The 23,576-nt window shown below is 65.4% G+C and carries 23 protein-coding genes and 1 pseudogene; 5 read left to right on the top strand and 19 right to left on the bottom strand.

Features of this window, described 5'->3' with window-relative positions:
• Positions 1 to 30: 30 nt before the first annotated feature.
• From AB0366_RS24695 to AB0366_RS24670, 6 genes and pseudogenes are all read right to left on the bottom strand, one after another.
• Positions 31 to 1,392, bottom strand: a complete 1,362-nt coding sequence (locus AB0366_RS24695; protein WP_366246345.1) for an MBL fold metallo-hydrolase — start codon at positions 1,390 to 1,392, stop codon at positions 31 to 33.
• A gap of 57 nt (positions 1,393 to 1,449) precedes the next feature.
• Positions 1,450 to 1,719: pseudogene (locus AB0366_RS24690) on the bottom strand (metal-sensitive transcriptional regulator).
• A gap of 79 nt (positions 1,720 to 1,798) precedes the next feature.
• Entirely contained in the window at positions 1,799 to 2,572 is a 774-nt protein-coding gene (locus AB0366_RS24685) for a sulfite exporter TauE/SafE family protein (protein ID WP_047269964.1), read from the bottom strand.
• Positions 2,572 to 2,991 (bottom strand): DUF302 domain-containing protein, encoded by a 420-nt coding sequence (locus tag AB0366_RS24680; RefSeq protein WP_366246343.1) that lies wholly within the window; start codon positions 2,989 to 2,991, stop codon positions 2,572 to 2,574. The genes AB0366_RS24685 and AB0366_RS24680 overlap by 1 nt, the downstream gene beginning before the upstream one ends.
• Positions 2,992 to 3,033: 42 nt before the next feature.
• Positions 3,034 to 3,285: a YgaP-like transmembrane domain gene (locus AB0366_RS24675; RefSeq protein WP_032382543.1), complete on the bottom strand. Its 252-nt coding sequence runs from the start codon at positions 3,283 to 3,285 to the stop codon at positions 3,034 to 3,036.
• A gap of 28 nt (positions 3,286 to 3,313) precedes the next feature.
• Positions 3,314 to 5,380, bottom strand: a complete 2,067-nt coding sequence (locus tag AB0366_RS24670) for an MMPL family transporter (protein WP_366246347.1) — start codon at positions 5,378 to 5,380, stop codon at positions 3,314 to 3,316.
• Positions 5,381 to 6,342: 962 nt separating this feature from the next.
• Here AB0366_RS24670 and AB0366_RS24665 point away from each other — a divergent pair.
• The 4 genes from AB0366_RS24665 (at position 6,343) to AB0366_RS24650 (ending at position 8,345) form a co-directional block, all read left to right on the top strand.
• Positions 6,343 to 6,600, top strand: a complete 258-nt coding sequence (locus AB0366_RS24665) for a hypothetical protein (RefSeq protein WP_048320462.1) — start codon at positions 6,343 to 6,345, stop codon at positions 6,598 to 6,600.
• Between the two features lie 362 nt (positions 6,601 to 6,962).
• Positions 6,963 to 7,136: a hypothetical protein gene (locus AB0366_RS24660; protein WP_366246341.1), complete on the top strand. Its 174-nt coding sequence runs from the start codon at positions 6,963 to 6,965 to the stop codon at positions 7,134 to 7,136.
• A 79-nt stretch (positions 7,137 to 7,215) separates the two neighbouring features.
• Positions 7,216 to 8,070: a hypothetical protein gene (locus AB0366_RS24655; RefSeq protein WP_366246340.1), complete on the top strand. Its 855-nt coding sequence runs from the start codon at positions 7,216 to 7,218 to the stop codon at positions 8,068 to 8,070.
• Complete coding sequence (locus AB0366_RS24650) at positions 8,067 to 8,345, top strand: hypothetical protein (RefSeq protein ID WP_366246339.1); 279 nt, start codon at positions 8,067 to 8,069, stop codon at positions 8,343 to 8,345. The genes AB0366_RS24655 and AB0366_RS24650 overlap by 4 nt, the downstream gene beginning before the upstream one ends.
• Before the next feature lie 10 nt (positions 8,346 to 8,355).
• Here AB0366_RS24650 and AB0366_RS24645 read toward each other — a convergent pair whose 3' ends face one another.
• Both AB0366_RS24645 and AB0366_RS24640 read right to left on the bottom strand, forming a co-directional pair.
• Positions 8,356 to 9,600, bottom strand: a complete 1,245-nt coding sequence (locus tag AB0366_RS24645; RefSeq protein WP_230074504.1) for an MFS transporter — start codon at positions 9,598 to 9,600, stop codon at positions 8,356 to 8,358.
• Positions 9,593 to 10,933, bottom strand: coding sequence for an NAD(P)-binding domain-containing protein (locus AB0366_RS24640; protein ID WP_366246338.1), 1,341 nt, complete (start codon positions 10,931 to 10,933; stop codon positions 9,593 to 9,595). The genes AB0366_RS24645 and AB0366_RS24640 overlap by 8 nt, the downstream gene beginning before the upstream one ends.
• Before the next feature lie 101 nt (positions 10,934 to 11,034).
• Here AB0366_RS24640 and AB0366_RS24635 point away from each other — a divergent pair, with 101 nt between their 5' ends.
• A complete protein-coding gene (locus AB0366_RS24635) occupies positions 11,035 to 11,889 on the top strand; it encodes a metalloregulator ArsR/SmtB family transcription factor (RefSeq protein WP_230074506.1) in 855 nt (284 codons plus the stop codon).
• A gap of 16 nt (positions 11,890 to 11,905) precedes the next feature.
• On the opposite strand, the gene AB0366_RS24630 is transcribed toward AB0366_RS24635, so the two are convergent.
• From AB0366_RS24630 to AB0366_RS24580, 11 genes are all read right to left on the bottom strand, one after another.
• Positions 11,906 to 12,967, bottom strand: coding sequence for an ArsO family NAD(P)H-dependent flavin-containing monooxygenase (locus tag AB0366_RS24630; protein ID WP_230074507.1), 1,062 nt, complete (start codon positions 12,965 to 12,967; stop codon positions 11,906 to 11,908).
• 23 nt (positions 12,968 to 12,990) lie between these two features.
• Complete coding sequence (locus tag AB0366_RS24625) at positions 12,991 to 14,415, bottom strand: FAD-dependent oxidoreductase (RefSeq protein WP_094661934.1); 1,425 nt, start codon at positions 14,413 to 14,415, stop codon at positions 12,991 to 12,993.
• A gap of 74 nt (positions 14,416 to 14,489) precedes the next feature.
• Complete coding sequence (locus AB0366_RS24620; protein ID WP_094661936.1) at positions 14,490 to 14,897, bottom strand: low molecular weight phosphatase family protein; 408 nt, start codon at positions 14,895 to 14,897, stop codon at positions 14,490 to 14,492.
• On the bottom strand, positions 14,894 to 15,316 hold the full coding sequence (locus AB0366_RS24615; protein WP_094661938.1) for an arsenate reductase ArsC: 423 nt from the start codon (positions 15,314 to 15,316) through the stop codon (positions 14,894 to 14,896). The genes AB0366_RS24620 and AB0366_RS24615 overlap by 4 nt, the downstream gene beginning before the upstream one ends.
• Before the next feature lie 51 nt (positions 15,317 to 15,367).
• On the bottom strand, positions 15,368 to 16,039 hold the full coding sequence (locus tag AB0366_RS24610) for an arsenate reductase ArsC (RefSeq protein WP_094661940.1): 672 nt from the start codon (positions 16,037 to 16,039) through the stop codon (positions 15,368 to 15,370).
• Positions 16,039 to 17,139 carry an ACR3 family arsenite efflux transporter gene (gene arsB, locus AB0366_RS24605; protein ID WP_094661942.1) on the bottom strand — a complete coding sequence of 367 codons (1,101 nt, stop codon included), beginning with the start codon at positions 17,137 to 17,139 and terminating at the stop codon, positions 16,039 to 16,041. The genes AB0366_RS24610 and arsB overlap by 1 nt, the downstream gene beginning before the upstream one ends.
• Positions 17,136 to 17,522, bottom strand: a complete 387-nt coding sequence (locus AB0366_RS24600; RefSeq protein ID WP_094661944.1) for a metalloregulator ArsR/SmtB family transcription factor — start codon at positions 17,520 to 17,522, stop codon at positions 17,136 to 17,138. Before AB0366_RS24600 ends, arsB begins: the two co-directional genes overlap by 4 nt.
• A gap of 67 nt (positions 17,523 to 17,589) precedes the next feature.
• The gene (locus AB0366_RS24595) at positions 17,590 to 17,961 is read right to left on the bottom strand and encodes a hypothetical protein (protein ID WP_094661946.1); all 372 of its coding nucleotides are present in this window, start codon (positions 17,959 to 17,961) and stop codon (positions 17,590 to 17,592) included.
• Entirely contained in the window at positions 17,958 to 20,123 is a 2,166-nt protein-coding gene (locus tag AB0366_RS24590) for a hypothetical protein (protein WP_094661948.1), read from the bottom strand. Before AB0366_RS24590 ends, AB0366_RS24595 begins: the two co-directional genes overlap by 4 nt.
• The gene (locus AB0366_RS24585; RefSeq protein WP_206489113.1) at positions 20,120 to 21,928 is read right to left on the bottom strand and encodes a hypothetical protein; all 1,809 of its coding nucleotides are present in this window, start codon (positions 21,926 to 21,928) and stop codon (positions 20,120 to 20,122) included. Before AB0366_RS24585 ends, AB0366_RS24590 begins: the two co-directional genes overlap by 4 nt.
• Positions 21,925 to 23,445 carry a site-specific integrase gene (locus tag AB0366_RS24580; RefSeq protein WP_094661952.1) on the bottom strand — a complete coding sequence of 507 codons (1,521 nt, stop codon included), beginning with the start codon at positions 23,443 to 23,445 and terminating at the stop codon, positions 21,925 to 21,927. Before AB0366_RS24580 ends, AB0366_RS24585 begins: the two co-directional genes overlap by 4 nt.
• Positions 23,446 to 23,576 lie beyond the last annotated feature (131 nt).

Raw genomic sequence — 23,576 nt, 5'->3', positions numbered from 1 at the left:
CTCGTCGCGTTCGGTCGTCGAAGCATTTCGTCATGTCTTCGAGGTGTCGAGTCCGAGATCTGTTGCGCGGTTGTAGTCGTCGTCGATGAGCACCACGCTGCGATGTTCCCGGTCGAGTAGTGAGGCCGCGATCGAGGCGCGATAGCCGGAGGCGCAGTGCACCCACACTTTGCCGTCGGGAACTTCTGCGAGTCGGTGCGGCAGTTCGTGGAGGGGAATGTTGATCGCACCGGGGATGTGGCCGTCCGCGTATTCGGACTGTTGACGGGTGTCGAGCACTGCAATGTCCGAGTCCTCTGCGGCGAGTCCGGCGAAGTCGGACACTTCGTAGGACCGTACGCGCCCGTCGCTGGCGAGCGAATGAATCTCTCCGACAGCGGAGCCGGAGGGGTGGTCGATGCCGATACGTGCCAACTCTCGTGTGGCATCGTCGATTTGATCGGATGTGTCGCCGATCAAGGTCAGCGGCGCACCCCACTGGTAGAGCCATCCGAGGTAGGTGACGAATGTCGTCGACAGCTCGAAGCCGAGGGAGCCGTCGAGATGTCCGGCAGCGAAGGCGGTGCGTGCGCGGAGGTCGACGACCCATTGTCCGTCGTCGATGCGGCGGCGTAGTTCGTCGGGGTCGACGGGTTCTGGGGTGGACAGGTCGATCGGTGCGGGGCCTTCGGTGTTGATGACGCCCATGTGGGCGTAGTACGCGGGGTAGGCCGACAGTCCTGCGATCAACTCGTCGACGTAGGTTTGTTCGTCCTGGGTCAGCGCGGGATTGGACTGTTGCTGTTCACCGATGGTCGACGAGTCGCCGCTGGTGGGGGTCGCGGAGCAGAAGCTACCGAATCCGTGGGTGGGGTAGACCTCGACGTCGGCGGGGAGTTCGGCGGCGATTCGACGGACCGAGTGGAACTGGGCATGGGTGAGCTCGTCGGTGTGTTCGGAGCCGAGTAGGTCGGTGCGGCCGGTGGATCCGTAGAGCATCGAGCCGCCGGTGAAGATCGCGATCGGTTCGTCTCCGAGTTGCAGTACGTAGCTGACGTGATGATGTGTATGGCCCGGGGTGTGCATGACCTGAAATGTCGCCGATCCCGCGTCGACGACATCGCCGTCCCCCACTGCCCGTCGCTCGTATTCGACCGGGTCACCCTCGGGCACAACGTATTCGGCTCCGGTGGCGCGTGCGAGTTCGAGGCCGCCGGTGACGTAGTCGTTGTGGATGTGGGTTTCGAGTACGTGGGTGATGGTGGCGTTCTTCTCCGCTGCCAATGCCAGGACGCGGTCGATGTCACGTTGGGGATCGATCACAACGGCGATGCCGTCGTGGCTGACCAGGTAACTGCGGTCGCCCAGGCTCGAGGTTTCGATGATGGCGATGTCTGGATCGGTGGTGCTCATGGGGTACTCCTACGGTGTTGTCGGGTCGGCCTCGTTTCTGACGTGAAACGTCCTCGTTCAGGCCAGTGCGAGGAAGAGTTTTTCCAGTTCTGCTTCGGTCATGGGTTCTTTGTTGTCTGCGGTGTCGCCGGTCATGCATTCGCGGAGGCCGGTGGCGACGATCTTGAATCCGGCTTTGTCGAGGGCGCGGGAGACGGCGGCGAGTTAGGTGACGACGTCTTTGCAGTCGCGTCCGTTCTCGATCATGCCGATCACTCCGGCGAGTTGGCCGTGTGCGCGGCGCAGACGGTTGAGTACCAATGCGATGCTGTCTTCGTCGCCGATCATTGCGGTCTCCTGAGGGTGTGTGATGGTGGTAGTCGTTCCAGATTACCCCCGGGGGCATCGGTTCGGTGTGTGCAGTCGGTCATGAAAGAACGAGGGTGTCGACAAGTACATAGCCCGCGACGGCGAACACCAGGTAGGCGAACCACGTGCGCAGCTTGTCGGTGTCGATGCGTGTGCTCAGTTTTCCGGCGACCAGCGAGCCTGCGATTGCAGCACCGGCGAACGCCGCTTTCAGTGGCCAGTTCCCGCCGAGCCCGTCGGCCTGAGCGATCAGTCCGGCGGCGGAGTTGGCGACGATGACCACCAGCGACGTTCCGACAGCGACACTCATCTCGATTCCCAGCAACAGCACCAGAGCGGGGATGATCAGAAATCCTCCGCCGACGCCGAACAGTCCGGTGAGGACACCGACCCCGAACCCGGTCGGTATGGACCGTGGTGCGCATCGCCGCCAATCGATCCCGGAACTTCCTGTCTTGCAAGCGGTTCCGACATCGTCGGTGCTGCGCAGCATCCGCGCCCCGGCGATGATCATGACGATCGCGAAGCCGATCATCACTGCGGCCTCGGGCAGATGCCTGCCCAGGACGCTGCCGACCAGCGTGCCGACGATACCGGTGGCCGCGAAGATCGCCGCCAGTCGCCATTCGACGAGCTTCGCCCGCACCTTGGGGATGGCCCCGGTCGCCGAGGCGACACCGATCACCAGCAACGATGTCGGTATCGCCTCCGACAGGTCCATTCCCAGGGCGTAGACGAGAACCGGGACGGCGAGGATCGACCCGCCGCCTCCGAGGAGACCGAGCAGGATGCCGACGGCGACGCCGAGGACCAGTGCCAGCGTCAGGGTCATCAGCTGTGGGCTGCGTCCTGGCCACCGAGTGCGTCGATGGCGGCCTGGAGCTTGGTGGTGGCCTCGGCCGCGACGTCGGACAGTGCTGGCTCGCCGGTCGCTTGGACCATGATGTCGGGGTTCATCGCTTCGACAATGACCGATCCGGAAGCGGAGGTGTCGGCGCGGACGACGACATTGCACGGCAACAGCAAGCCGATCTGGCGCATGACCCCGACGGCGCGGTGCGCGAGGGTGGGATTGCAGGCACCGAGGATCAGATACTGCTCCATGTCCTCGCCGAGCTTGGCCTTCAACGTGGCCTGCATGTCGATTTCGGTGAGAACACCGAAGCCCTGATCTGCGAGGGAGGCTTTGACGGCGTCGACTGCGGTGTCGAAGTCGGTGTCGGTCAGAGTGGTCGAGAGTGCGATGTTCATAAGGGAAGTTCCTTTCGGTCGTCGAACTGCGGTGATCTGGGCCTACCCGATTCGGGGCTGGCGAATACTCGGCACGCCCACCCTGGTGAGCAGTGCGCTGGCCGGGCACCAGCCGACCGCTGCGTAGAGGGCGAGGTTCGCGGCAGCGAACGCGCTGAGCAGTCGCCACTGCGGTGCGTGGAGTTCGCCGAGGGCCAGGCCGGTGGCGGTGACGCCGGCGGCGAGGGCGGGGACGATACGTTCGATCGGCCATCCCGCGAACGCGGACGAGCGGGTGGTGTTCGGATCGGTCATCAGTGCTCCGTTCGGTGCGGTGAGAGTGTCAGTGCGAGAAGCTGATCGAGGGCAACACCTTGCGCAGCCAGGCCGGTGACCACCATGCGGCGTGTCCGCTCAAACGCAGCAGGACCGGCAGCAGGATGAGCCTGATCAGGAAGGCGTCGAGCAGTACCGCGACGCCGAGAATGATGCCCATTTCTTTCGGTGGGAGCGGATCGGAGAGTGCGAAGGTGAAGAACACGGCGACCATGACCGCGGCGGCAGCGAAGATGACGCGGCCGGAGTGGGCGAGGCCGTCGACCTGGGCGGCTTTCGGGTCGCCGGTCTTCTCGTAGTGCTCTTTGGCGGTGGCGAGCAGGAACACGGTGTAGTCCATGGCGATGGCGAAGATCATCGCGAAGAAGAACACCGGTCCCCAGCCGTCGAGGAACCCCTGTGGGGTGAAGCCGAGCAGTGATGCACCGTGTCCGTCTTGGAAGATCAGCTTCGCTACTCCGAATGCGGCTGCGGTCGAGAGCAGACTGACGGCGGTGCCGAGGATCGCGATCAGCGGTGCCTGCAGTGCAACGAGCAGCAGGATGAAACCGAGCGCGAGGATGATCCCGATCACCAGCGGCAGGTAGTCGTTGAGGGCTTGCTGCAGATCGAGGTTCTCCGCCGGTGCCCCGCCGACCAATGCCGACTCCGGGAGCTGCGCGCGCAGGTCACCGAGGATGGTGCCCATACTCTCGTCGGAGGGGTCCACGGCGGGAAGCGCTTGTAGCAGTGAGTAGTTCGAGCCGTCCGCGGCAGGCTGGGGCGGAGTCACCATCGAGATCCCGTCGACGCTGCTGGCTGCGGTGGCGGTCGCGGCGGCGTCGGAAGAGGGGACGACGATCTGCAGTGCGCCGGGTGCGCCGTCGCCGAACTGGGCTTGGACGAGCTCGTAGCCTTGGCGAACCGGTGCGTCTTCTGGGACGACGGTGATCGAGGGCATTGCGACTTTCAGTCCGAGGACCGGAAGGGCCAGCGCAATGAGGATGCCGACGGAGACCAGTGCGAACGGCCAGGGGTGCTTGTGGAGTAGTTCGCCCCAGGCTGCGAATTTCGGGGAGCGGTGCTGCTGGCGCTTGGCGTAGGGCAGGGAGGCGGCGTTGACCTTGGAACCGAGTGCACCCAGGGTTGCGGGGAGCAGGGTCATGGTGGCGATCAGCACGAAGGTCACGGCGAGCATGATGCCGACGGCCATGGTGCGCACCGCCGGTGCGGGAACGAGCAGGACGGCCGAGAGGCTCACCAAGACCGTCAGACCGGACAGGACCACGGCTTTGCCTGCGGTGTCCATGGTTTCGGCGACCGCGGCACGTGGATCGGCGTTGCGCAGTGCGTCGCGGAACCTGGCGACGATGAACAGGGCGTAGTCGATTCCGAGGGCGAGGGCGAACATCATCGCGAAGTTCATCGCCCACACCGAGATCGGCGTGACGCCGTTGAGCAGAACGAGTCCGCCTGCGGATGCGACCAGGCCGGCAACGGTGAGTAGCAGCGGCAATCCCGCGGCGACGAGGGAGCCGAACGCGAGCACCATGATCGCCAAAGTGACCGGCCAGGAGAACAATTCGGCCTGAATCATGGCGTCGTGGTTGGCCTTGTTGAAGTCCGACCACAGTGCGGAGGATCCGGTCGGGTAGACCTCGATGCCGTCGCCGGAGAGTTCGGTCAGCTCGCCCTTCACCTCGTCGACGGCCTTGACCATGTCGTCGGTACTCGCGTTTGCGCCGGCGATCAAGATGCCGGTGTGACCGTCGGGACTGATCGTCATGCCCGGCTGGGGGGCGATGACCTCACCGAAGCGAGTGTCACCGTCGAATACGGCCGCGACGTCGGTGAGTGTCTGCTGCATCGCTGCGTCTTCGATCGTGGCGGTGTCGGAGTGAACGACCACCTGCACTGCTGCAGAGGAATTGCCGCCGAAATGCTGCTGGGCGAGCTCGCGGACCTGGACGGATTCGGAACCGTTGGCCTGCCAGCCGGCCCCGGCCAAGGATGAGAACACCGATGGTGCAGCCGATCCCAGTGCAACGAGGGCGATCAGCCAGATGCCGAACACCCACCGGCGGCGGGCGACCATCGTGCTTCCCAGGCGGCCTAGTGCGCCGGGTGCCGGTGGCCGATGGCGGTCGTGGCGGCCGGTGGCCGCCGCGGTAGCGGGCTTGGTCACAATTGCTTCTCCTAATACGGGTGGGGGTATTCAGAAGTGTTGAAGACGCCCAGAGATTCCTGCGAAATGCAGTGGAGTGCTGTTGGGGTGGGGGTCAGCGACGAAACAGGGAACGAAAGAAGTTGTCGCGTGTAGCTGGGGCGGGTGTCTCCATGGAGCAGGAGCACTGCTGCGACCGCGGAACGTTCTTCATGACGCTGTCGACATGTCGACCGCAGCCAGCCCAGGTGGTCTTACCGCATGCCGGGCACGGGACGGGGTAGCACATGGCGGTCCTTTCTGGCGGGTACATCACTACTGTGACACATACCTAGGGGGGTATGCAAGTACCCGTGGGGGTATGAGGGAAGGGGTGGGCCGGAGCCGATCGGTAGACGGCAGTGGTTTTGCCGGATCCAACGCGAGGCTGTGCTGGCGGCCGCAGGAGGCGTTTGATGGTCGCCAGTCTGCGAATGCGGTTGTCCCTCAGGGGTTGATGCTCCACCCACGCGCGAGTTGCGCCGCTATCGTCCGCGAGTTTCTGTGAACCCGCGCAGTTGCGTCCCACTTCCATTCCCACACCCAGGCCGGTCCGGACGGGAGCGGCCCAGCAGTGGCAAGCATCGGAGACAACGGATTCGCGGGCATCGACGACGAATGCCCGCGTAGGGGACCGGCGAACCATCGAAAGCCGACCGCAAGCGGTCGCACGTCCCCTCCGGGGCCGCCCCATATGGGTCACCAATGTGGTCGTACGAGTCGCCCGAGTCTGACATGCCGGGGACCCCGACCAGTCAACCCGCGGTCGCACGCTCCCTCTTCGGAGTTGACAGGCCACCCTCGTCATGTCGATCGGGGACGTCTCATCCGAACCTTTGGAAGGTGTCCCTGTCATGAACAACAACCTGCTCAACGATCACCAGATCATCACCGAGCTCATCGGCAATGCCGCTCAGCTCCCCGCCGAAGATCCGCGCGCGGCCCGGTGGGCCACCGAAGCGCTCGCGCTCGCCAGCGCAGCAGAGCTACCCATCCTCATCGAGGAGGCCGAGGGAGTGCTCGGACGGATCGAGCACGACACCACCTGCCGGTGGTGCGCCGGGCAGCCGGGAGCAGCCATCCCGGTCGGGTCCTTCTGGTGCACCCACTGAGCACCAGGCCCTCCGGGGTCCCGGTCCCACCACGGGGGCCGGGACCCCCCTTTTTTTGCCTCCCGCATCGGCTGGAATACCACCGACAGCACTGTCGTTGTAGGACTCGACGGCGTTCGATCCCAATGCCCCGGGTACCAACCATCAGCCGCTACGAGCGGCCACCTGCCGAGAGGCGCACTGGCGAACACCGTCACCCAACATCGAACAGGGGCCACGCATCACAGATGCGTGGCCCTGGTTCATTCGAAACGCACCCCGTCGACGCGGTCACTGCCGCGTCTCCGAACCTCCCCGTCCAGCCATTCGAGTGAATGACTGTTGCCCGGAACCGCCGCACAACCCCGTGCGTCCAATAAAACATGGACCACGACGAGCGTGCAGCCATCCGAACGGAAGGCCACGACCCAGACCACCCGGCCGTCTCTCACGCCCTCGACCAGGTCAAACACGCTCTACGCCTGTACCGACATCTCGCCTGGACCTTCACCAAGGATGACCTCGACGGCGTCTCCGTTCCCCGCCGAACGAACTGACCAGCACGTTTCGACAGTCGAACATTAGTTCGACTATTCTGGCGGTAGTTCCTACCGGCACGGCGAAAGGTCGATCCACATGGCCACCGCCGACGCCATCCCCGACCTCACCGGACTCGACAAGGCCACCCAGCTCGACGTTCTACGCCGCCGGATGGCCACCGTGCCCGGCGGCCGCCGCGACCACGCACCCACCGACCTCCCCACCATCACCGCACCCGAACCAGCGGCACCCACCGCAGGCAGTACGGACCTCGCGGGCCAGGGCTGCGACCCTGAACCGCTCAGCGCCGCTATACGCGGCAAAACCCTCCGCACCATGCCCGTGCCCCCACCGCTCGCCGCGCTGCTCCCACACCGAGCCCTGGCCCGCGGAACCGCCGTCACCGTCACCGGCGCCGGGTCCATGCTCATCGCCCTCGTCGCCGAAGCATCCGCCGCCGGCCACCACGTCGCCCTCATCGGCCAACCCCGCCTGAGCCTGCTCGCCGTCCACGAACACGGCGGCGACCTCGCGAAAGTCCACCTCGTTGATCCAGGGGCAGGGGACCCGCTCGACGCCGCCTCGATCTGTCTCGACGGCGTAGATTTGGTCGTCACCACCGTGCACGGCCGAGACGTACCGCCCACGCGCGCACGGGCTTTGCTCGCCAGGAATCGTCGACATGCCAGCATCCTGGTCCTAACGGATGGACACATGCCCGGTACCGATCTCACGATCGCCTCCACCATCTGCGGCTACGGCGGCATCGAACAGGGCCGAGGGCGCATCAAATCGATCACCCTCGAAACCACCGTCCACGGCCGAGGAACACCACACCGCACCGGCCGCTACACCCTCACCGCCCCCACCTTCGGCGAAACAGGCCTGCGCTGGACACCCACACCCGCCGACGACCTCACCGTCCACCGGCCCGTCGCCGTCGCGCAATGACCACCGACAACGAGGCCGGCCTCTTCGATGCCTGGCCCACCACCTTCGAGCCACCCACCCGCCGCATCGTCGACCCACCCAAATCGGTGAACGTCAATATCGCGCTCGCCATCGGACGATCCGGAAGCGGAGGATTCCGCGACACCACACCTTTGAAAGTCCGGGCCGAGGGCTTGGCCATGGACAGCATCGTCGAGGGAACCCTGTACGCCTGGGCACGGACCGGTACCGGCGATTGGCTTGCTTGTAGCTACAGCTCGAGCATGACCGTTTGACCGAATCCGATCATGATGCTGCGGGTTCCGTGGTTTTCCTGGCTGCAGTAGGCACACTCGCCGTCGACAGTGCTGCGGCTATCGATGCGAGGATTCCGAGAGTGATGTAGGCACCGGAGTAGCTGCCGGTCCAGTCCGCGAGCAGTGATCCGGCCCAGGGTGCCAGTGCCATCGTGATGACGATGGGTGCGGACATGATGCCGTTGAGGTGCCCGTACTGAGTTGGGCCCCAGCGATCGGTGATGGCAGTGGCCTGAATGAGCGTGAATATCCCGCGCGCGAGTCCGGCGCCGACCGCGACGGCAACCAATGTGATCAACGAGGTGACCACGCCAAGTGCGAGGGTGGTCAGCGCCGTGGCCGCGATGATACCCACTGTTCGTCCGCGGACCCTGGTGAAGCGTTGCAGCGGAAGGTATCCGACTCGCCCGAGGACCTGACCGAGCCCGCCGAGTGCGAGCGCGGTGGCGGCGAGGGTCGGGTCTGCGCCGTGCTCGAGCAATAGCGGCACGAGGTTGAACACGCCGGCGAACGCGACGAACGCCGCCAGACTCAGTGACGCGGTGAGTGCCAGGAACGGGCGGCTCCGCACGACATCGGCTCTGCCCATCACAGCGGGTGAGTCGAGTTGCGGGGCAGCGACGCTCGGCCAGCGTCCGCGTAGACCAAATAGATGACCCGGCACTGTGACAACAAGCAGAATTGCGGCGAGGACCAGATATGTTCGACGCCAATCACTCTGGTTCGACAACAGCGCGGTGAGCGGTGCGAAGACGGTGCTGGCCAGCCCGGCGGCGAGAGTCAGAATCATCAGCGCCCGAATGCGGTCTGTGCCCCACCACCGCGTCAGCGCGGCGAAGGCGGGCGGGTAGAGCACCGCACCCATCGCCGTCCCGGCAACAATCCAGCCGAGGTAGAACACGACCACGCTGTGCGAGGTGGCGACGACCATGAGCGCCGGGGCCGCGATAACGGATCCGGCGGTCATCACCCAACGTGGCCCGTGCCGGTCCAGGATCCGTCCCACCGGTATTCCGACCACAGCCGCGACGAGCTGGCTCAGTGAGAACGCGGCCACGATTACCGACGTCGACCAGCCGGTGTCCGTGGTGATCGCGGGGGAGAGAACGGGGAAGGCGTAGTACAGGATTCCCCAGCTGGTGATTTCGGTGAGACACAGGATCGACAGGACTCGGCGTCGCCCAGGATGCGGTGCTTCCTGCAGAGACGCCGAGTCGGTGACCTGTTCAGTCACGCGAGGGTGCGCTGAGGCTGATCAGCTCCGGGGCAGCAGGTACTCCGCAGCATCCGCCGCTGCCGGCTGCGTCGGCGTTCGGGTCGTCGAACAGTCCCGCTCCGCCGCAGACACCGGTGTCCGGCAGGGTCAGTTCGACCTTCCGCGCACCCTCGTGATCGCCGGCGAGTTCGGCGGCGATGCTGCGGACCTGCTCGTAGCCGGTCATGGCGAGGAATGTCGGTGCGCGGCCGTAGCTCTTCATCCCCACCAGGTAGAGACCCGGTTCGGCTTGGGTGAGTTCGACGACGCCGTGCGGTGACACCGATCCACACGAGTGCATGTTCGGATCGACTAATTCCGCTACGAACCTCGGGGCCTGCAGGGTGGGGTCGAGATCGAGGCGAACCTCGGACAGCCATGACAGGTCGGGCCGGAACCCGGTCAGTGCCACGATGCGATCGACGTTCTCGATGCGGGCACCGGTGTCGCCGACGAGGGTGAGCTGATCACCTTGCGGTGCAACGGTTTCGGTGCGGAATCCGGACACGACAGTGAGGTAGCCGTCGTCGACGGCCTTCTTCGCGCGCAGGCCCAGAGCGCCGCGGGCGGCGAGTTCGTCGGATTCGCCTCCGCCGAACACCTCGTCGGTGATACCGCGCCGCACCGCCCACGTCAGTCTCGTGCCAGGTGCCTGGGCTGCGAGCTCAGCGAAGGTGATGAGCGCGGTCAGCGCGGAGTGGCCACTGCCAGCGATGACGATGTGCTTGCCGGCGTAGTCGGAACGGATCTCCTCGTCGGCCAGGTCGGGAACCCGGTACGAGATCCGCTGGGTCGCAGTACGTTCGCCGACCGCAGGGAGTCCTTCGCTGCCCAGTGGGTTCGGTGATCCCCAGGTGCCGGAGGCGTCGACGACGGCGCGGGCCAGGATGCGTTCTTCGCTGCCGTCGCTGTGTCGGATGTGGACCGAGAGGGGTTCGGTGTCGCGTCCGGCATCGACGACGCGGTCCCGTCCCCGCCGTGCGACACCGACGACCTCGGAATCGAACCGGACCACATCACCGAGTGCTGCGGCCAGTGGCGCGAGGTAACTCTCGACCCATTCGCGGCCGGTGGCGTAGCTGTCACCGTCCGGCGCGGTCCACCCTGTCGGTGCCAGCAGCCGTGCTGCGGCGGGGTCGACGACCTCGGACCAGGGTGAGAACAGGCGTACGTGATTCCATTCCGACACAGCAGCACCAGCACCGGGTCCGCGTTCGAGAACGACGACAACAGAGCCGGTTTCGGTCAGATGTGCGGCGGCGGCCAGGCCGATGGGTCCGGCGCCGATCACCAGGACGGGGTATTCGGACATCGTGCACTCCCATTCATCGACGATCATCAATGCTTATGAGGCGACTGTATCGATATCCATCGATACTCGCAACCATCGATGGTCATCGATATACTTCGGTGATGACCACGATCGCGCCACTCGTCGACTCGCCCGCCGACCTCGCGCCGCTCGCCGCCGACGACGCGGCGACCTACGCCCATTGGTTCGCCTGCCTGGCCGAGCCGATGCGGGTGCGGATCCTGCACCTGGTCGCGGCATCGGGTGCCGGCATCGCGGTCGGCAAACTCGCCGACGCGCTCGAGATCGGGCAGCCCACCGTCTCGCACCACGTCCGCAAGCTCGCCGACGTCGGCTTCGTGACCCTCGGCAAACGAGGCACGACGACTGTCGTGACCGTGAACCCGACGTGCTGCACCGGCCTTCCTCATGCCGCCGACGCCGTGATGGGAGTGCTCACCCCGCGCCCGTGCTGCCCTGCGGATCTGCCCGGCGACGTCACCGTCCGGGTGATGACGGGCGCCGACTGGGAGGCGGTGCGCCGGATCTACGCCGAAGGAATCGCCACCGGAAACGCAACGTTCGAAACCGAGGTCCCCACCGTCCCGGTTCTGGACGGCAAGTGGCTTCCCGGTCATCGGTGGGTTGCCGAGGTCGCCGGCCAGGTCGCCGGGTGGGCAGCGTTGACCGCAGTCTCTGGTCGGGACTGCTACCGCGGTCTCGCCGAGAACTCCGTCTACGTCGGTGACGGTGTCCGTGGCCGCGGTGTCGGAAAGTCGTTGATGCACAAGCAAGTCACCGAGGCCGACGCTGCCGGGCTATGGACGCTGCAGACCTCGATCTTCCCCGAGAACCGCGCCAGTATTGCGCTGCATCATGCGTCGGGATATCGGACCGTCGGGATCCGGGAGCGGATCGCCCAGCTCGACGGACGCTGGCGCGACACCGTCCTGCTCGAACGCCGACATACGCACTGACGGCCACCGGCATCGGTCACGGCAGTGCCGCTGCCAGGGCTGAGATGGCCGACCGCGCGGTGCGGCCCACTCCGATCAAGGTCGCGGACGCTGGGCCGGTCCAGTCGCCGTAGCCGAGGAATACCACGGTCGGCTCCCCACGAACGTGGTTGCCGTCCAACGCAATCGGTGCATCTGCCGTCGAAGGCAGGTGCAAGGGCTGTAGATGGCGAAGCGCCGACCGAAAGCCGGTGCACCACACGATGACGTCGATCTTCTCGACGTTGTCACCATCAAGGACACCGCCGGGGACGAGCGCGGTGAACATGCGCCGACTCTTCAACACGCCGCGATCACGCGCTTCTTTCACGGGCGGGACCATGACGATATCGCCCAATCCGGCGACCCCACCGGAATCGTCGCCGCCGGCGGCCAGTGCGCGAGCACGATCGCTGGCGACGTCGAACAGGACTCGGCCGTCGACGTCGTCGGGGAGGAACCGGGGCTCGCGGGCGGTGAACCACACGGTGTCGGTGATGGTCGAGATTTCGGCGAGGATCTGCGCGGCCGAATTACCCCCACCGACCACAGCGACACGGCGACCCTCGAACTCGGATGGATCACGATACGTGCTGGCGTGCACCTGAATTCCGTCGAAGTCGCGCATGCCGGGATACGCCGGCCAGAAGGGCCGGGACCACGTCCCTGTGGTGTTGACGATCGCTGCGGCGTCGAGCGATCCCCGGTCGGTGTCGAGTCGGTATCCACGACTACCGTCGCGGCGGTGTACCGAGTCGACTCGGACGGGCCGGTGCACGGGCAGGTCGTACTTGTTCTCGTATGCGGTGAGGTAGTCCACGACGTGCGAGGCGGGCGGAAAGCCTGCCGGCCACGGCGGCATCGGCCACCCCGGTAGACGGGAGTACTCGGCGGGGGAGAACAGGTGCAGCGAGGGCCAGTAGTGCTGCCACGACCCACCCGGGCCGGGCTGGTCGTCGAGGATCACGAAGTCGATCTTCGCGCGGCGAAGGTAGTACCCGGCAGCGAGTGCCGCTTGGCCGCCGCCGATGACCACCACGTCGCTGGAGGTGGTGGTCATCGGTGTAGCAATGTCAGGTGGGGTCACACTGTGACGGTTCGGCGCTGAGCATCGAGCTGATGCTCACGCACCCAGGCCTGGGTTGCCATTTGCACCGCGTCCCAGGGGGAACCGAGGGGCGGGGTGTAGGACAGGTCGAGTTCGCTGACGCCGTCGACGGTCATCTCGTGGAACAGTGCGGCGGCGTAGGTGTCGACGCGCTTGGAGATCTCCGCGCTCCGCCGTCCCACCAGCTGAGCCCCGAGCAGTCGGCCGGTGACCGTGTCGCCGGTGATACGGATCGAGATCGGAGTCGCACCGGGGTAGTACGCCTTGTGATCGTCCGGAGTCGAGGTGGTCGACACCGGGATCCAGCCGGTGCCGGCGTCGCGAGCTTCGTGCTCGCGAAGTCCCGTGCGGGCGGCGACGAGATCGAAGACTTTGACCACCTGGGTGCCGAGGCTTCCCGCGAATACGGCGTCGCCGCCGAGAGCGTTCTCCCCGGCAACCCGACCCTGCTTGTGGGCGGTGGTGCCCAGCGGCAGCCACGTCGACCCGAGCAGGCGGTGGTGGGTGACCACGCAGTCACCGGCGGCGAACACGTTCGGCAGGGACGTGCGCATGCCGGCGTCGACGACGATCGCGCCCTTGTCGCCGAGCTGCGCGCCGGCATCGGCTGCGAGGGTGACATCGGGGCGGACCCCGACCACGACGAGCACCAGATCGACCGTTCGCGTAAGTGTTTCGCCCGCCGATGTTGCGGCGGTGACCGTGAGCGCGTCTCCGTCTCGGCCGATCGAGGACACGGTGGTGCCGGTGACGACCTCGACGCCGCCGCGTTCGAGTTCGGCGTGGACGAGTGAGCCAAGCCCGGGGTCGACGGTCGGGAGGACTTCGGGGAGGGCTTCGATCTGGGTGACGGCGATCCCGCGGGTGGTCAATCCTTCGGCCATCTCGAGGCCGATGTACCCGGCACCGATGATGACTGCGGTTTTCGGGTCGCGGGTAGTGATGGAGTCCATGACCTCGAACGTGTCGCCCATCGAATGCAGCAGGTGCACGCCGTCGGTCGGTCCCAGTGCGTCCGGCCCCGTCAGGCCGGCGATGGGCGGTCGGGTGCTGACTGCGCCGGTCCCGACGACCAAGGCGTCGTAGTCGAGCGAGTAGGTGCTCCCGTCCGGGCCGGTGACGGCCAGCGACTGTCCGGGGACGTCGATGGCGGTGGCGCGGGTGTCGGTGAGCACGCGCATTCCGGTGGCGGCGAGGTCGTCGGCGGTGCGGTGGGCGAGATTCGTCCAGTGCGTGACCTCACCGGAGACGTAGTAGGGGATTCCGCAGATGGAGAAGTTGGGGTAGGCGTCGGCGACGACGACGGTGACCTCGGCGGTGGGGTCGAGTTCGCGGGCGCGGAGGGCCGCGCTGATTCCGGCGTCGCTGCCGCCGATGGCGACGACTTTGCGTCCTGGCATGGCAGGTGCTCCTTCTGAGCAGAGGCGTGTGGGCGTACGACGGTGGAGCGAAAGCGTGCAGTCTGGGACGAGAGTCAGTGCTGCAGGCGTGCGGCGAGATCGTCGACGCGGGCGGCAATGTCGTCGCGGACCAGGCGCATCCGCTCGATGCCGTCGATCCCGCGTTCGGACGGCTCGTCGGTGTCCCAGTTCTCGAACCTCGGACCGTCGACCGGGTCGAGCTTTGCTTCGCTGCCGAGGGTGATGACGTAGTCCATCCGCGCCAAGAGGTCCGGGTCGATCGGTTTCGGGTGCTCACCGGAGAGGTCGACACCGACCTCGAGCAGCGACTGCGCCGAGAGCGCGTTCACTGTGCTGCCGGGTTTGGTGCCGGCCGAATGCACCTCGACGGTGGTCCCGGCTGCCTTGCGCATGAGTCCGGCGGCCATCTGCGACTTGCCGCCGTTCTTGACACACACGAACAGCACACTCGGTGTGCTCATCGACGTGACCCTGCCTGCGCGGGAACCAGTTCGGTGAGTAGATCTTCGACGCGGGACTTGATCTCGTCGCGGATCGGACGGACTGCGTCGACGCCCTTGCCGGCCGGGTCGGGCAGGGCCCAGTCCCGGTAGCTCACACCAGGAAAGACCGGGCAGGCGTCGCCGCAGCCCATGGTGATGACGACGTCGGAGGTGTCGACGGCGTCCGGGGTGAGGATCTTCGGGGACTGCGCCGAGATATCGATGCCGAGCTCGGCCATGGCCTCGACGGCCGCAGAGTTGATGGATTCCGCGGGCGCGCTGCCGGCAGAACGGACCTCGACAGAGTTGCCGCCGAGGTGGGTGAGGAATCCGGCGGCCATCTGCGAGCGGCCCGCGTTGTGGACGCAGACGAACAACACGCTGGGTAGGTCGGACATGAGATCAAGACCCCTTCGATGGGTGTGACGTTGAGTCGCCGTATGGCTGCATCAGGCCGGAACGGGCGTGGTCAGTTCGGTGAGAAGCGTGCTGACGCGGGCGTCGAGGTCGTCGCGGATGCGGCGGACCTCCTCGATGGACTTTCCGTCCGGGTCGTCGAGCTCCCAGTCCAGGTAGCGCTTGCCCGGGTAGATCGCGCAGGCGTCCCCGCAGCCCATCGATACCACCACGTCGGCGGCTGCGACGACATCGTCGGTCAGTGGTTTCGGGTAGGCATCGCCGAGGTCGAGACCCAGCTCGGTCATCGCCTCGACGACAACGGGGTTGATCTCGTGCGTCGGTGCGGATCCGGCGGAACGGACATGGACCCGGCCGGCACCGCGGTGGGTGAGCAGCGCCGCGGCCATCTGCGAGCGGCCCGCGTTGTGGACGCAGATGAACAGCACTTCGGGTACTTCCTTCGGCGCATCACCTTGCGATTGAGCGAGGGCGGTGAGTCGGTCCGCTGCGAAGCGTCCGGCCAGCATCGTCAGGTGCGTGTGAATCTTCGAGGTCCGCCGCAGCGCGGTGTAGGACTCGAAGACGTACCGCTCCACCGTCTGTGGGGAGAAGATGCCGGTGTACTTTTCCGACAGCCTCTCCGCGGTGCGGGAAAGGACCGCTTGGGGCATGAGCAGTTCGGGTTGTGCGCGGGTGTCGTCATGGGTTGCACTGTCGGACATCAGGACTCCTTTGTCGCTGCCGTCACGGACGGGCGAGGGGTGAAGCGTTTGCGTAGAGCGAGCGAGACGTAGACCAGGCCGACGAGGACTGGTACTTCGATGAGCGGGCCGACGACACCGGCGAGGGCCTGTCCGGATGTCGCGCCGTAGGTGGCGATGGCAACGGCGATGGCGAGTTCGAAGTTGTTGCCCGCGGCGGTGAATGCGAGGGTGGTGGTGCGTTCGTAGCCCAGCCCCATTGCGGCACCGAGGGCGTAGCCGCCGCCCCACATCACTGCGAAGTAGACCAGCAGCGGGAGCGCGATGCGGACCACGTCGAGGGGTTGAGAGGTGATTCGATCGCCCTGCAGCGCAAAGAGAATCACGATCGTGAACAGCAGGCCGTAGAGCGCCCACGGCCCGATCTTCGGGATGAATTTTTCCTCGTACCACTCACGGCCTTTGGCGCGTTCACCGAAGTAGCGCGAAGCGAACCCTGCTATGAGAGGGATCCCTAGGAAGATCAGCACCGATTTCGCGATCTGCCATGGCGACGCTTCGATAGTCGTCTGCTCGAGACCGAGCCAGCCGGGCAGAACCGAGAGATAGAACCAGCCGAGTACGGCGAACATGAAGACCTGGAACACCGAGTTGATGGCGACCAGGACGGCAGCGGCTTCACGGTCTCCGCAGGCGAGGTCGTTCCAAATGATGACCATCGCGATGCATCGAGCGAGGCCGACGATGATCAATCCGGTGCGGTACTCGGGCAGGTCGGGAAGGAAAAGCCACGCGAGAGCGAACATCAGAGCCGGGCCGAGGACCCAGTTCAGGACCAACGACCCGACGAGGAGGCGTTTGTCGCCGGTGACGGTGTCGAGGCGGTCGTAGCGGACCTTCGCCAGCACCGGATACATCATGATCAGCAGCCCGATGGCAATCGGCAGTGACACCCCGTCGATCGAAATCGACGACAGGGCGTCGTTCATGCCCGGAATCATGCGGCCCAGGACGAGGCCGACGACCATGGCGACGCCGATCCAGACGGGCAGGAATCGGTCGAGGGTGGAGAGCTTGCCGACCACGGCCGGGTGCTGGGAGGTGTTCGCCGAGGTGCTCATGCGGTCACCAACGCTGCATCGTCGGCAGTGGGATCCGCAGCCGACAGGACCGACGACAATTGTTGCAGCGCAGCAGGTAAGACCCAGTAATACACCCAGGTTCCGCGGCGCTCACAGTCCAGCAGACCCGCCTCTCGCAGCACTTTGAGGTGATGGGAAATCGTGGGCTGAGACAGGTCGAACGAGTCGGAGATGTCGCAGACACAGGCCTCGCCGCCGGCATGACTGGCCACCAAGCTCAACAGCCGCAGCCGGACCGGGTCACCCAGCGCTTTGAACATGCGGGCCAGGTCACCGGCCCAATCGGTGGACAGTGGTTCCCGGATCAGCGGTGAGCAACATTCACCGCTGGTCGCCGCGAGCGGCAGGCTTTGGTTCGACATACGTCTATATTGAAGTACGTCTAAGCAGAGGTCAAGTGAACAACATCTGAACGGGCAGCCGATTGCGTCATGACTTCCTCGGGAGGTGCGTGACGGCAGTGGCAACTTCGAGCTGTCGGCACAGAGAACGGTTGTCGATGGACAGGCGCTGGATGCTCGAGACAGCGAGCGTGAGGGCATCGGTGAGTTCCCGGTTTCGCTGCCGAAGTCGGATGACGTCCGAGCCGACCTGGCGACGGACGTCGGGTGTAGCCGGTACCCGGTTCGGGTCACGTAGCCGGTCGACGATGCCGGGGAAGCGCCGCCGAAATGTGGTGTTCGCAAGGCCGAGATGGCGGGCCACGGTGAGCACCGACGGTGAACGGCCGGTCTGGCGTTCGAGATGCTCGATGGCGGCGTTGACCACTGCGGCGTCGGGTTGATCGGAGTTCCGCGTCACTGCTTCGTTTCGATCGTCTGTACATGGTCGGTTGTCGGGTATGTGTGGCGGTCGAGGAAGTCGCTGAGTCGGCGTGCTCGCTCGCGTAAGCGGTGTAGCAACAGCGGCGGGAGAGCTGTTCGGGTGGCCAATTCCTGCTGCAGCGAGCGATGTTCGGTGCGTAGCGCGTCGATGTTGTCTGCGGTCAGTGCAACGTTGCCGCATTCGAGGGGTTGGCAGTGACCGAGTTGCGGTCGAGTGTTGCCACGTTGATCAGGGCGGGGTTGGCACATCGCTTTGTCGGGATCGAACACGCACAGTGCGAAGGTGCCGGGATAGATGGCGGGTTCGGATCGTTTCATCAGGCGCTTGATGCGGGTGCTGTCGGTGACGACAGCACCGGCGAATGCAGCGGCAGTGGTGAACGCGTCCAGTCTGCGGTGGGCGTGATCGCCAGCAGGACCGGTGACCGTGTGGGGATGGTCGGTGGCAATGCTCATCAAGTCTTCACCGCGAGCGAGAGCTTGTTCGGCTTCGACCTCGGCGCGAAAACCCGAATCCGAGGTGCCTGCGTAGCCCTCGAACATCTGAATGCTCAGGTGGCGGTAGGCGATGGCACCGGCGATCGACCCTCCAGGGCGGCGAGCAATGAACCATGCCAGCGTCCTGCGGAACTGGCGCGTACTCAGAACCCACTGTTGTCCGTTCACCAATGGAATCGACTCCGTAAGAGCGTGTTCGGCGCAGTAGGTGTTGACCCAACCGATGAAATCCTTCAGTTGACCGGAGGTGGTTTTGGTGGTCAAGACTCCGACCGTTGCGTCGTTTCTGGGTTGGACGTTTTCGGAGCCGGGCGGGTGCGAGAACAGCAGATCCTGGCCGGGTGGATGCATTCTCTCGAGGACCGCGATCGCCCTGGCGGCGGGAGCCCCGACGGTCCACTCTGCGGCGACTCCGCGAGGATCGGTTTCGCCTTTGAACGCCAGTCCGTTCAGTGTCCAGCGGTAGGCGGTGCCGCTGGTATCGCGTGCGGTGCTCAGGCAACCGCGGCGTAGGTGTTTGATCTCGGCGTCCCGCATCCCGGAGAGGAACGCGATGACGATGTAGCAGGCGATGTGCAACATTCGTTGCAGATGCAGGTATCCGCTGGTGGAGTGCTGGTGCGCGATGCCCTCTATCCACGGACGGCCGTGAAGTCGGCCCTCGATGGCGAGAGGTATCCAGGTGTGTTCGGTGACTCCGACTCGCGCCGCGCAGGCAAATAGCCGTGTGCGGATTGCTGGGTTGGTGTCGAGGCCGTGTCTGCTGGTGCCGATCTCGGCGGCGATCTGTCGTAAGTTCGGGCGGCCTTGATGTCCGGGGAGCGGTTCGTCGTCGGCCTCGTGTTGCGCGAGGTAGTTCTCGAGCGCTTCGGCGGCACCGCTGTTGCGCCCGTACCGTCCGTTGGTGCGTCTGGACCGGTGGTTGTCTCGGTGTGCGGTGGCGGTGAGGATGTCGCCGGAGAAGTCGTCGACGAAGCGGATCGCCCAGGTGATCAGCGGGCCGAGGACGGGCTCGGGGATGCGGCCGGTGGCGTTCTCGGTGGTGCTGGATTTGGACATGGTCCAACCGTCGATGCGGCGCGGATCGAAGGTCAGCGTGTCGGTCAGGCAGGTGCGGTAGCGCCAGAGCATGCATACCGCTCGTCGGGAGTTCTCGCGCGATCCGACTCCGACGGGCAAAGTCATCAGGTAGTGGTGGTAGTCGAGGACGTCGGCCGCGGTGAGCGAACTCAATGCTGGCATCTGCTCTCGATCAGAGTGTGCCGGTGTGCGTTCGGCGAGCCAGTGCAGGAACTTGCGCAGTTCGATGAAGGTGCCGCGGATCCCGACGGCAGACTGCCGCCGTTCGCCTGCGGGTAAAGGACCTGACAGCATCGCCAGGCATAGTTCTTTGGCCGGTAGACGGTAGCGGTCGGCGAGAGTGTCGAAGGAGACGACCAGCGATCGAACATGTGCTTGTGCAACAGCAGGTTCCAATCGCCAGACGTCATCGCGGAATTGCGACGTGTCCGTGAGCGAGTAGCCAGAGCGAAGCCACAGGCCGGTCAGGACACGGTGCTCACCGAGCACCGGATCGCCCTGCACCGGATCGGACAGCGGGTCGTCAGCCGGTACCGGGGCGACGATGATGGGGCTGTTCATGGGTGCTCCCAGGGATCTTCGGCGAGTTCGAGGAGACACTCGGGTGCCTCGGTTTTTGCCGAGTCGAGTTGTGCGGCGGTGAACTTCGGGTAGATGTCGTGGTGGATCGCGGTCCAGGTCGGACCGTAGCGCGTCCACCAGGTCTGCTCGTCGAGTTCGGTGCGTCGCGTGGACAAGGTCGACGTCAGTGCGGTGATAGCGGGTAGATGCGCCGTGGTGACGACGCAGTTGCCGCAGTGGAAGCAGTCCAGGAACGACACCCGTCGACACGCACGGCCGGTGACAGGGTGAGCGGAGGAGTCGGCGCATGCTGTCCAGGCACCCTCCTCGCCTGCAGTCGTTTCATCGGCGGCGGTGTCGACGCGCACCTCGAGTTCCGTCACGCCATGTTCGGCCAGGACGTGGGTATGTGCGGCCAGGGCCGCTGATTCCGCATCACGGAGAGCCTCGGACATCGTCTGGCGCGCCCACTCTTTGGCGGTGGGATCACCGCGAAGGTAGTGGCTGAACAGCACTTCGACACTGTTCGATCGGGCAGCCGAGGGGAGATGTCCACCGACCGATCGAGTACGGCGCACCTCGACACTGGTGCGAACGCGGCGCATGTCCAGCCCCAGCGGTGCGGTGTGTCCGGCTGTGTCGGCGTCGGTGTGTAGTTCTCGCAGTCTGCTCCATTTCGCGAAGGTGAATCGGCCGGCGAGGGATTGCGCGAACGGGTTGTGATGTTCGGCGACGGTTCCACGATCATGGTTGGTGTTGCGCCACGACGACCAGAGTGCGGCCGTATCGCTCAGTGCCCGTCCATGTTCCATGAGGCGGTGCAGCAGCAGGTACAGACCGCCCGGGGTGTGCAGTTCTCGGTGCGATGGTCCGATCTCCCAGGTCACGGTGTCGTGCCATCGGTTCGGGCCGTTGCGTCGTTTGCTCAACCGGACTTCTACCGCTCGGTTTCCGACGATCCGGTGCTCAGCGGGTAGTTCCTTGAGGGCTTCGACGTTGCGGCCGGTGACTGCAACGAACAAGGTCAGCAGTGGTGCGAGATCGTCGCGCGTGACGAACAGCTGGCCCGCCCAGGCTGTGCGGCGGTGGCGGTGTGCGACGATTCGTCCGCCGGTCACCGGGACGATGCCGGTGGCCGCCATACGCGAGACCATGTGCTCGAACTCCGTCGACGGTTCCACACCTGACGCAGCCATAGCCGTGAGGGCGTCGTTGCCCGCGGTGATGCGGCTACGAATTTCCGCGACGTCGGTACGAGCGGCATCGAGGATGCGTGCGAACTCTCCGTCGGAATACCCGGTCAGAGAAGTGAACGTCCCCTTGCCCGCCGGGGTGCTGAGATGGTCGAGCACCTCGGCATCGAGATGGTTCGCCAGCGGAGGCAGCCGAAGAAGCAGGCGGAGCTCACTGAGCTCGGCTGTGCACGTGGCGACTGTTCGCGGTGTGTCGACTCTGGTGAGGAACCCCTCGACGTGCGCCACGGTCAAATCAGCCGGTGAGGCGGGGCTGTTGTCGAGACTTTCGAGGAAGCGCAGTAACCGTGCGACGGACGAGAACACCGTCGTTGCCGAACTGTGGGTCCGTCTGTCACCGGCAGGACCTATGCGCAGCGCCAAGGCTTCCGCCACCGGCTCGTGCCAGCTCGGCATTGCAAGGACTTCGACGTCGAACGTTTCGGTGCGTCCGTCGTCGCCGTGGAAGTCGACGACCAGAGACGGCACCGAGGAAGCAACGGACGGTGGGCGATAGTTTCCGGGCGTAGGGAGTGGGGCATGCTTCCCGGGGTGGGTTCGCGCTTCGGTCACAGCACAACACCGGCCGCCGCGACAGTCATTGGGTCGTCGGCACTGGCCGGATCCGGGGTGGGGATTTCCCAATCATCCGGCACAAGCGCCATTCTCGTCTCCATCTCGAGTTCGGCGAGCGCGTGGAGGTAGATCTGTGTGGTCACCACGGATCGATGTCCGAGTCGGCGGCGTACCCAGTCCAGCGGGTCGCCGAAGATGCGGGTGTAGTGCCCGCGCTGCTCCGGTTCCAGCGCGCCGAGGGCAGCGATGTGTCCGCGTTGGAGCTGTTCGAGGGTGATGACGGCGAACGTGTGACGGAGCATGTGAGCGTGGGCAGACAGTGGGACACCGGCACGCTGGCAGCGGGTGTTGGCATCGGCGAACATCTTCTTCCACGCGGCCACTGACAGCGGCATACCGTGCTCGCCGAGCCAGAACGCGGCGGGTTCGAGACCGCCGGGGCGCGCGATCAACAAACGTTGTCGCTCCGCCCAATTGAGCTCCGAGACTTTCACGGTCCGCTTCAGTGCGGCACCTGTGACGTGCGTGGCGATCGCACGTTCGGGATCTTCCACGACCAGAGGGTGTCGGATCCGCTCGTATCGTTGCTTTTCTTGGGCTGCAGCGATGACGTCGGCTCGGTCGAAGGCGCTGTAAGTAGCCAGGTCACGTACGAGGGATGCCGGAACGTAGACCCACCGTGCGGAGCGGCCTTTTGCGATCGCACCGGGAAGCCAAAACCGCTGGTAACCAGTCGGAGTCGTATCGATGTGTGGAAGTTCCAGCACGGTGAGTGCGGACTGTTCCGAGATCCGAAGTCCTGTCCGGACCATCACGTCGCAGTAGGTCGCGTTACGCCCCGACCACCGGCCACGGAAACCCTCTCGCGGCATCCCGGAGCTGTCGAACCCGCGGACACCGACCTCGCGCCACCTGCGATAGTCGGCAAGGGGAAGCCATTGGATGCGGTCCCGGCCGCCGTCGTGACTGTAGGTCGCTGGGCGGAGCTCATCGGATCGCCGCGAGACCGCGTACCCGGTGTGTGCGGGCGCGGGCCGTCGCCAGGTCTGGGGGATCGGATTGATTCGTACGTGGCCGGCGGTGTGTGCCCAACGGTAGAACCTGTTCACTGCCGCCACTTCACGGTTCCACGTGTTGCCGGACACGCGCGGGCCGTCGGGATCGTGTCGACGCCAATGCAGGTACGAGAGGTGATCACTGTCGGTGATATCACGCCAATGATGTTTGCGGTCAATGTGGTTGACGAAAGTGAGGAAGCTCGCGAGGTCGCGTGCATATCCAATCTGGGTTGTCGTGGCCATGGTGACCATCGCTGTGGTGCGGAAGAAATCGTTCAGGTCCGTGTCGTAGTCGAAAGCGGGCGAGAGCAAGAACGGTGTGCCCGGAGTCTGGCAAGTTGCTCTGAGCCAGTCGGCCCAGTCGTCGGGGAGGGTTACGCCGTTGGGAGTAAGTGTGGAACGGGGCTTGGGAAGCTCTGCGGCAGTAGTGCGAACATGCCATCGGCTGCGTGTCATCGACGCACATCATCCGGTCACTGACCGAGTATGCACAAGCTTGCGCAAGTGTCGTTCTCGATCCCCACCGGCAACAAGAAAGGCCGACTCGACCTCGACCGGCAATGGTGCCCCGCCGCCGCCATCACGCC

The organism is Rhodococcus sp. NPDC076796, from assembly GCF_040702765.1.
In the GTDB taxonomy this organism is placed as follows: Bacteria; Actinomycetota; Actinomycetes; order Mycobacteriales; family Mycobacteriaceae; genus Rhodococcoides.
This window is presented reverse-complemented; position numbering and strand designations above follow the sequence as displayed.

Excerpts from the sequence above, each read along its gene's own strand:
- AB0366_RS24635 (WP_230074506.1), top strand. The coding sequence starts at position 11,035 with ATGACCACGATCGCGCCACTCGTCGACTCGCCCGCCGACCTCGCGCCG.
- AB0366_RS24655 (WP_366246340.1), top strand. The coding sequence starts at position 7,216 with ATGGCCACCGCCGACGCCATCCCCGACCTCACCGGACTCGACAAGGCC.
- AB0366_RS24610 (WP_094661940.1), bottom strand. The coding sequence starts at position 16,039 with ATGTCCGACAGTGCAACCCATGACGACACCCGCGCACAACCCGAACTG.
- AB0366_RS24600 (WP_094661944.1), bottom strand. The coding sequence starts at position 17,522 with ATGTCGAACCAAAGCCTGCCGCTCGCGGCGACCAGCGGTGAATGTTGC.
- AB0366_RS24680 (WP_366246343.1), bottom strand. The coding sequence starts at position 2,991 with ATGAACATCGCACTCTCGACCACTCTGACCGACACCGACTTCGACACC.
- AB0366_RS24685 (WP_047269964.1), bottom strand. The coding sequence starts at position 2,572 with ATGACCCTGACGCTGGCACTGGTCCTCGGCGTCGCCGTCGGCATCCTG.
- AB0366_RS24660 (WP_366246341.1), top strand. The coding sequence starts at position 6,963 with ATGGACCACGACGAGCGTGCAGCCATCCGAACGGAAGGCCACGACCCA.
- AB0366_RS24590 (WP_094661948.1), bottom strand. The coding sequence starts at position 20,123 with ATGAACAGCCCCATCATCGTCGCCCCGGTACCGGCTGACGACCCGCTG.
- AB0366_RS24580 (WP_094661952.1), bottom strand. The coding sequence starts at position 23,445 with ATGACACGCAGCCGATGGCATGTTCGCACTACTGCCGCAGAGCTTCCC.
- arsB (WP_094661942.1), bottom strand. The coding sequence starts at position 17,139 with ATGAGCACCTCGGCGAACACCTCCCAGCACCCGGCCGTGGTCGGCAAG.
- AB0366_RS24640 (WP_366246338.1), bottom strand. The coding sequence starts at position 10,933 with ATGTCCGAATACCCCGTCCTGGTGATCGGCGCCGGACCCATCGGCCTG.
- AB0366_RS24625 (WP_094661934.1), bottom strand. The coding sequence starts at position 14,415 with ATGCCAGGACGCAAAGTCGTCGCCATCGGCGGCAGCGACGCCGGAATC.
- AB0366_RS24650 (WP_366246339.1), top strand. The coding sequence starts at position 8,067 with ATGACCACCGACAACGAGGCCGGCCTCTTCGATGCCTGGCCCACCACC.
- AB0366_RS24670 (WP_366246347.1), bottom strand. The coding sequence starts at position 5,380 with ATGGTCGCCCGCCGCCGGTGGGTGTTCGGCATCTGGCTGATCGCCCTC.
- AB0366_RS24630 (WP_230074507.1), bottom strand. The coding sequence starts at position 12,967 with ATGACCACCACCTCCAGCGACGTGGTGGTCATCGGCGGCGGCCAAGCG.
- AB0366_RS24615 (WP_094661938.1), bottom strand. The coding sequence starts at position 15,316 with ATGTCCGACCTACCCAGCGTGTTGTTCGTCTGCGTCCACAACGCGGGC.
- AB0366_RS24675 (WP_032382543.1), bottom strand. The coding sequence starts at position 3,285 with ATGACCGATCCGAACACCACCCGCTCGTCCGCGTTCGCGGGATGGCCG.
- AB0366_RS24620 (WP_094661936.1), bottom strand. The coding sequence starts at position 14,897 with ATGAGCACACCGAGTGTGCTGTTCGTGTGTGTCAAGAACGGCGGCAAG.
- AB0366_RS24665 (WP_048320462.1), top strand. The coding sequence starts at position 6,343 with ATGAACAACAACCTGCTCAACGATCACCAGATCATCACCGAGCTCATC.
- AB0366_RS24695 (WP_366246345.1), bottom strand. The coding sequence starts at position 1,392 with ATGAGCACCACCGATCCAGACATCGCCATCATCGAAACCTCGAGCCTG.